The organism is uncultured Methanobrevibacter sp. (genome assembly GCF_937906425.1).
Classification (GTDB): Archaea; Methanobacteriota; Methanobacteria; order Methanobacteriales; family Methanobacteriaceae; genus Methanobrevibacter.
Genome location: NZ_CALCYR010000275.1, coordinates 1 through 1,493, shown reverse-complemented (window position 1 = coordinate 1,493; position 1,493 = coordinate 1). Strand labels below are relative to the sequence as shown.

At 30.3% G+C, this 1,493-nt stretch carries 3 protein-coding genes; 2 read left to right on the top strand and 1 reads right to left on the bottom strand.

The genetic code is table 11. The annotated features are described in order from the left end of the window. Positions 1-55: 55 nt before the first annotated feature. Positions 56-640 carry a hypothetical protein gene (locus tag Q0138_RS08035; RefSeq protein ID WP_297983155.1) on the bottom strand — a complete coding sequence of 195 codons (585 nt, stop codon included), beginning with the start codon at positions 638-640 and terminating at the stop codon, positions 56-58. Positions 641-911: 271 nt separating this feature from the next. Here Q0138_RS08035 and Q0138_RS08030 point away from each other — a divergent pair, with 271 nt between their 5' ends. After that, the gene (locus tag Q0138_RS08030; protein WP_297983152.1) at positions 912-1,097 is read left to right on the top strand and encodes a hypothetical protein; all 186 of its coding nucleotides are present in this window, start codon (positions 912-914) and stop codon (positions 1,095-1,097) included. A 55-nt stretch (positions 1,098-1,152) separates the two neighbouring features. Beyond that, on the top strand, positions 1,153-1,398 hold the full coding sequence (locus tag Q0138_RS08025) for a spore coat protein (RefSeq protein ID WP_297983150.1): 246 nt from the start codon (positions 1,153-1,155) through the stop codon (positions 1,396-1,398). The last annotated feature ends 95 nt before the right edge of the window (positions 1,399-1,493 follow it).

The following is a 1,493-nucleotide window of genomic DNA, read 5'->3' as shown; positions in this document are numbered from 1 at the left end:
ATTAGGGCTGGATTTTTTGTTTTGAGGCTTCTTATTTTAAGAAACCATTTAAATATTATACCTGTGCCAAATAGTTCTTTACATGTTTTCCTCCATATTTTTTGATAAAATCGATAAGAATTGGATCAATCTCCTGGTTAGTAAAAGAGACCGGAGCTTCGGCAGCTAAATGAGTAAGTCTGGACTTTAAACGAATTATTCCATTCTCAGGACCTGTATAAATAACGCTTATGTCTACAAGATTTGTATCAAGCAAATCTAGAACATAATCTCTACTCATGTGTACCCTTTCTTCTTCCCACTCTTCTGGAGAATAGGGAAAAGTCTGGACACAGTCTGTAAGCACCTCACAGTGAGAGTTATTTAGTATTGCCACTAAATTAAATCTCAGGTTTTTGGGAACTTTGCTACTATAGTTAAAGCGCATAATTTGCATAATAAGCAAATCATCACCATAGTTTCTTAAGAAATGATAGTGATGCCTATTTAATGCTGCTAAGCCTCCAATATTCGCTTTAACAGTTGCAGGTGTTCTATATTCAGCACCTTCAAAGACACTGAAGATCAATTCACCATTAGAAAGCAAATTGTTGCCCCACTTAATAGGAACAATGAAATCCCGTACTGTATTATTGCTCATAATACTCCTTCTCCAACTTGAAGATAGTTGGCACTAAGTTAATGATTTGTATTGCAAATCATTTATTATGTAATGGTATAGCTTTTATTGTAACAAAATTCTATTCAAAAGTCAAGTTTATGTAGACTTTTAGCTAAATTCAAGTTACTACTCATACTTATGTAGAATTTGCCCTGCTTAGGTGTGATTAATATATAAATTCAAAAATATGTATAAAATAATAAAAATTGGAAATAATGTTTTAAGAAATAAATGTAAGGGAGGGTTGATTATGACTGATTTATCAGAAACAGAATTACAACATTTAAGACATCTAATTGGATCTCATGAAACAAATTATCAAAAATTAAATAGTTATTCATCTCAAGCAGTAGATCCACAAATTAAGCAAATTTTTAGTAAGGCAGCTCAAGATTCACTTAATACAAAACAAAAATTAATGGGATTTTTAAATTAGTTTTAATTTTGGATTATCAATGACAAACTTTATTTCATAATGAAAGGAGAGAATTATGGACGAGAAGACAATGGTTAATGACATATTAGAAGGAGTAAAAGCAGGATTAACGGCTTATCAAGCTGCAATTTCAGAAACAGAAAATACTAACCTTAGACAAACATTTCAACAATTTAGGAATAATGATGAAAGTTTTCAATATGAACTTTTTAAAGTTGCTCAGACAAAGGGATATTATAAGCCAGCGGCAAAAGCTACAGTTACTGAGATTACTACAGTAAAAAATGAATTGCAACAATAGTATTATAAATAAAGTGATAAATTGCAACAATAGTTTTGCATATTTAAAAATAAATCTTTCTGGGAACAATAAATTTATGATTTTCAGTTTATAAT

Bases quoted from the DNA above. Each gene is read 5' to 3' on its own strand.
- Q0138_RS08035 (WP_297983155.1), bottom strand. From the start codon at position 640: ATGAGCAATAATACAGTACGGGATTTCATTGTTCCTATTAAGTGGGGC.
- Q0138_RS08030 (WP_297983152.1), top strand. From the start codon at position 912: ATGACTGATTTATCAGAAACAGAATTACAACATTTAAGACATCTAATT.
- Q0138_RS08025 (WP_297983150.1), top strand. From the start codon at position 1,153: ATGGACGAGAAGACAATGGTTAATGACATATTAGAAGGAGTAAAAGCA.